The organism is Quadrisphaera sp. KR29 (genome assembly GCF_052644995.1).
Window position 1 is genome coordinate 1 of record NZ_JBQXXG010000037.1, and the last position, 5616, is coordinate 5616.

At 58.9% G+C, this 5616-nt stretch carries 3 rRNA genes; all 3 read left to right on the forward strand.

Annotated features, from left to right (window positions below):
- The first annotated feature begins 186 nt into the window (after positions 1-186).
- The 3 genes from ACUN9U_RS18245 to rrf all read left to right on the forward strand — a co-directional run bounded on the left by ACUN9U_RS18245 (position 187) and on the right by rrf (position 5611).
- Positions 187-1700 (forward strand): 16S ribosomal RNA (locus ACUN9U_RS18245).
- 503 nt (positions 1701-2203) lie between these two features.
- Positions 2204-5320 (forward strand): 23S ribosomal RNA (locus tag ACUN9U_RS18250).
- 174 nt (positions 5321-5494) lie between these two features.
- Positions 5495-5611 (forward strand): 5S ribosomal RNA (gene rrf / locus ACUN9U_RS18255).
- Together the 16S, 23S and 5S rRNA genes form the textbook arrangement of a ribosomal RNA operon.
- Positions 5612-5616: the final 5 nt, after the last annotated feature.

Sequence of the window (5616 nt, forward strand, 5' to 3'; positions counted from 1 at the left end):
GGTGTGTGTTCGTTTCTTGAGAACTCAACAGCGTGCCGATTGTCGATGCCAATCTTTTGGTTGGCTCGAGTTGGATGTCAGATGACGTCTTTTTCGTGCCAGATCGTTTCTCTGGTCGCGGCTCTTGGGGTCGTGGCTGGTGTTTGGGCCTTTGCCTTCCTGTGTGGGGGTGGGGGTTCTATCACATCAACGGAGAGTTTGATCCTGGCTCAGGACGAACGCTGGCGGCGTGCTTAACACATGCAAGTCGAGCGGTGAACCCTTCGGGGGGATCAGCGGCGAACGGGTGAGTAACACGTGAGCAACCTGCCCCTGACTCTGGGATAGCCTCGGGAAACCGGGATTAATACCGGATATGACATCGCCTCGCATGGGGTGGTGTGGAAAGTTTTTCGGTCGGGGATGGGCTCGCGGCCTATCAGCTTGTTGGTGGGGTGATGGCCTACCAAGGCGACGACGGGTAGCCGGCCTGAGAGGGTGACCGGCCACACTGGGACTGAGACACGGCCCAGACTCCTACGGGAGGCAGCAGTGGGGAATATTGCGCAATGGGCGGAAGCCTGACGCAGCGACGCCGCGTGAGGGATGAAGGCCTTCGGGTTGTAAACCTCTTTCAGCAGGGAAGAAGCGCAAGTGACGGTACCTGCAGAAGAAGCACCGGCTAACTACGTGCCAGCAGCCGCGGTAATACGTAGGGTGCAAGCGTTGTCCGGAATTATTGGGCGTAAAGAGCTCGTAGGCGGTCTGTCGCGTCTGCTGTGAAAACGCGGGGCTCAACTCCGCGCCTGCAGTGGGTACGGGCAGACTAGAGTGCAGTAGGGGAGACTGGAATTCCTGGTGTAGCGGTGGAATGCGCAGATATCAGGAGGAACACCGGTGGCGAAGGCGGGTCTCTGGGCTGTAACTGACGCTGAGGAGCGAAAGCGTGGGTAGCGAACAGGATTAGATACCCTGGTAGTCCACGCCGTAAACGTTGGGCGCTAGGTGTGGGGCTCATTCCACGAGTTCCGTGCCGCAGCAAACGCATTAAGCGCCCCGCCTGGGGAGTACGGCCGCAAGGCTAAAACTCAAAGGAATTGACGGGGCCCCGCACAAGCGGCGGAGCATGCGGATTAATTCGATGCAACGCGAAGAACCTTACCAAGGCTTGACATGCAGGGTAATCCGGCAGAGATGTCGGGTCCGCAAGGGATCTTGCACAGGTGGTGCATGGTTGTCGTCAGCTCGTGTCGTGAGATGTTGGGTTAAGTCCCGCAACGAGCGCAACCCTCGTCCTATGTTGCCAGCGCGTGATGGCGGGGACTCATAGGAGACTGCCGGGGTCAACTCGGAGGAAGGTGGGGATGACGTCAAATCATCATGCCCCTTATGTCTTGGGCTTCACGCATGCTACAATGGCCAGTACAAAGGGCTGCGAGACCGTGAGGTGGAGCGAATCCCAAAAAGCTGGTCTCAGTTCGGATCGGGGTCTGCAACTCGACCCCGTGAAGTCGGAGTCGCTAGTAATCGCAGATCAGCAACGCTGCGGTGAATACGTTCCCGGGGCTTGTACACACCGCCCGTCACGTCACGAAAGTTGGTAACACCCGAAGCCGGTGGCCTAACCCTTGTGGGGGGAGCCGTCGAAGGTGGGACTGGCGATTGGGACGAAGTCGTAACAAGGTAGCCGTACCGGAAGGTGCGGCTGGATCACCTCCTTTCTAAGGAGCATCTTCACTTCTCGCACGGGCCCGTTTCCCTTCGGGGTGTCCCTGCCGTTCGCGGTGGGGTGGGCGCGGGGGTGACAAGCCATGCTGCGGGCGAGTGCCCCGCAGGTGGTGCTCATGGGTGGAACATCGACATGGCGCTGGCGTCGCGAGCTTCTCCTCGTACGCCTGCTGCGCGTCTGCTGCTGTCCTTCGGGATGGGGTGGGGTGTGGTGGGTTGGATCGGAGGGTTGGTGGTGGTGGTGTCGGGCACGCTGTTGGGTCCTGAGGAAACGAGCCGTTCTGCTTCGCGCCGACAGTGGTGTGGAGTGGGGGTTGGTTTGCTCGTGGGGCTGCATCTGGTCAGTCGTACCGCTTCTGGGTGCTTCGTCGTCGGTTCGCCGGTGGTGGGGTGGTCGGGGGTTGGCGCTGGGATCTGGGTGTGGGTTCGCCCGTTGCTTGAGAACTGCACAGTGGACGCGAGCATCTTTAGTCTTTGCTGATCGCATTTTGTGTGTGGTCAAGTTTTTAAGGGCATACGGTGGATGCCTTGGCACCAGGAGCCGAAGAAGGACGTAGGAGCCTGCGATAAGCCTCGGGGAGTTGGCAACCGAACGCTGATCCGAGGATGTCCGAATGGGGAAACCCCGCTGGAGTCATGTCCAGTGACCCGCATCTGAACACATAGGGTGCGTGGAGGGAACGTGGGGAAGTGAAACATCTCAGTACCCACAGGAAGAGAAAGCAACCGCGATTCCGTGAGTAGTGGCGAGCGAAAGCGGAAGAGGCTAAACCGGTCATGTGTGATAGCTGGTAGGCGTTGCATGGTCGGGGTCGTGGGACCTGTCGGACCGGACTACCATCCGGTCGAGGAGTGAGAAAGCCGCGTCATAGTCGAAGGGCATTGAAAGGCCCGGCACAGAGGGTGGTACCCCCGTAGACGAAATGGCGTGGTCTCCTGATGGGTATCCCAAGTAGCACGGGGCCCGAGAAATCCCGTGTGAATCTGGGGGGACCACCCCCTAAGCCTGAATACTCCCTGGTGACCGATAGCGGACAGTACCGTGAGGGAATGGTGAAAAGTACCCCGGGAGGGGAGTGAAATAGTACCTGAAACCGTGTGCCTACAATCCGTCGGAGCCTCCTTGGTTGGGGTGACGGCGTGCCTTTTGAAGAATGAGCCTGCGAGTTAGTGGTACGTGGCGAGGTTAACCCGTGTGGGGAAGCCGTAGCGAAAGCGAGTCCGAACAGGGCGTTTGAGTCGCGTGCTCTAGACCCGAAGCGAAGTGATCTACCCATGGGCAGGTTGAAGCGCGGGTAAGACCGCGTGGAGGACCGAACCCACCAGGGTTGAAAACCTGGGGGATGACCTGTGGGTAGGGGTGAAAGGCCAATCAAACTTCGTGATAGCTGGTTCTCCCCGAAATGCATTTAGGTGCAGCGTCACGTGTTTCTTGCCGGAGGTAGAGCTACTGGATGGCCGATGGGCCCCACAAGGTTACTGACGTCAGCCAAACTCCGAATGCCGGTAAGTGAGAGCGTGGCAGTGAGACTGCGGGGGATAAGCTTCGTAGTCGAGAGGGAAACAGCCCAGACCACCAGCTAAGGCCCCTAAGCGTGTGCTAAGTGGGAAAGGATGTGGAGTTGCACAGACAACCAGGAGGTTGGCTTAGAAGCAGCCACCCTTGAAAGAGTGCGTAATAGCTCACTGGTCAAGTGATTCCGCGCCGACAATGTAGCGGGGCTCAAGCACACCGCCGAAGCTGTGGCATTCACACATCGATCGGCTCATCTTCGGGTGGGTCCAGTCGTGTGGATGGGTAGGGGAGCGTCGTGTGGGGGGTGAAGCGGCGGAGTGATCCAGCCGTGGACGCCACACGAGTGAGAATGCAGGCATGAGTAGCGAAAGACGGGTGAGAATCCCGTCCGCCGAATGACCAAGGGTTCCAGGGCCAGGCTCATCCGCCCTGGGTAAGTCGGGACCTAAGGCGAGGCCGACAGGCGTAGTCGATGGACAACGGGTTGATATTCCCGTACCGGCGAAGAACCGCCCATACCGAGCCCGGGGATGCTGAGCGCCCAAAGCTAGGACCGCCTTCGGGTGGATCTGGTGGAGCGCGCGACCCGATCCGGTAGTAGGTAAGCGCATTAACAGGGGTGACGCAGGAAGGTAGCCACCGCGTGGCGATGGTAGTCCACGTCCAAGGGTGTAGGGCGAGGTGTAGGCAAATCCGCACCTCATACAAGCCTGAGACCTGATGGTGACCGCGTATGCGGGAAGCAGGGTGATCCTATGCTGCCTAGAAAAGCCTCGGCGTGAGGTTCAAGCCGCCCGTACCCCAAACCGACTCAGGTGGTCAGGTAGAGAATACCAAGGCGACGAGAGAATCGTGGTTAAGGAACTCGGCAAAATGCCCCCGTAACTTCGGGAGAAGGGGGGCCGGAGCGTTGAAACCCATCTCGGGTTAGGCGCGATGGCCGCAGAGACCAGGGAGAAGCGACTGTTTACTAAAAACACAGGTCCGTGCGAAGTCGCAAGACGATGTATACGGACTGACGCCTGCCCGGTGCTGGAACGTTAAGGGGACGGGTCAGCTGGTTTCGGCCGGCGAAGCTCAGAACTTAAGCGCCAGTAAACGGCGGTGGTAACTATAACCATCCTAAGGTAGCGAAATTCCTTGTCGGGTAAGTTCCGACCTGCACGAATGGCGTAACGACTTCTCCGCTGTCTCAACCGCGAACTCGGCGAAATTGCACTACGAGTAAAGATGCTCGTTACGCGCAGCAGGACGGAAAGACCCCGGGACCTTCACTATAGCTTGGTATTGGTGTTCGGTACGGCTTGTGTAGGATAGGTGGGAGACTGTGAAGTCGGCACGCCAGTGTCGGTGGAGTCATCGTTGAAATACCACTCTGGTCGTTCTGGACATCTAACTTCGGTCCGTGATCCGGACCAGGAACAGTGCCTGGTGGGTAGTTTAACTGGGGCGGTTGCCTCCTAAAGAGTAACGGAGGCGCTCAAAGGTTCCCTCATCCTGGTTGGCAATCAGGTGTCGAGTGTAAGTGCACAAGGGAGCTTGACTGCGAGACTGACAGGTCGAGCAGGGACGAAAGTCGGAACTAGTGATCCGGCCGTGGTTTGTGGAAACGCGGTCGCTCAACGGATAAAAGGTACCCCGGGGATAACAGGCTGATCTTGCCCAAGAGTCCATATCGACGGCATGGTTTGGCACCTCGATGTCGGCTCGTCGCATCCTGGGGCTGGAGTAGGTCCCAAGGGTTGGGCTGTTCGCCCATTAAAGCGGTACGCGAGCTGGGTTTAGAACGTCGTGAGACAGTTCGGTCCCTATCCGCTGCGCGCGTTGGAGACTTGAGAAGGGCTGTCCCTAGTACGAGAGGACCGGGACGGACGAACCTCTGGTGTGCCAGTTGTTCCGCCAGGAGCACGGCTGGTTGGCTACGTTCGGGAGGGATAACCGCTGAAAGCATCTAAGCGGGAAGCCTGCTTCAAGATGAGGTCTCCATGGACTTCGAGTCCGAGAGGCTCCCAGCAGACTACTGGGTTGATAGGCCGGATGTGGACGACCCGCAAGGGTTGCAGCTGACCGGTACTAATAAGCCGATGACTTGCCACACCCCAACACTGTTGGAAAGGCAGTCAGACGATGACTGAAGAGTGATGAACTGCTCAGCAATGAGGGTTCTGTTCGCGTCCACTGTGCGGTTCCCGAGTCACGGGCCCACCCGAACACCACCACCACGGCAGTGTCGTGGCGGGGGTGGGGGTGCTCTGAAGAACTCGACAGTGTTACGGCGGTCATAGCGGTGGGGAAACGCCCGGTCCCATTCCGAACCCGGAAGCTAAGCCCACCAGCGCCGATGGTACTGCCCGGGAAGCTGGGTGGGAGAGTAGGTCACCGCCGGACATCCT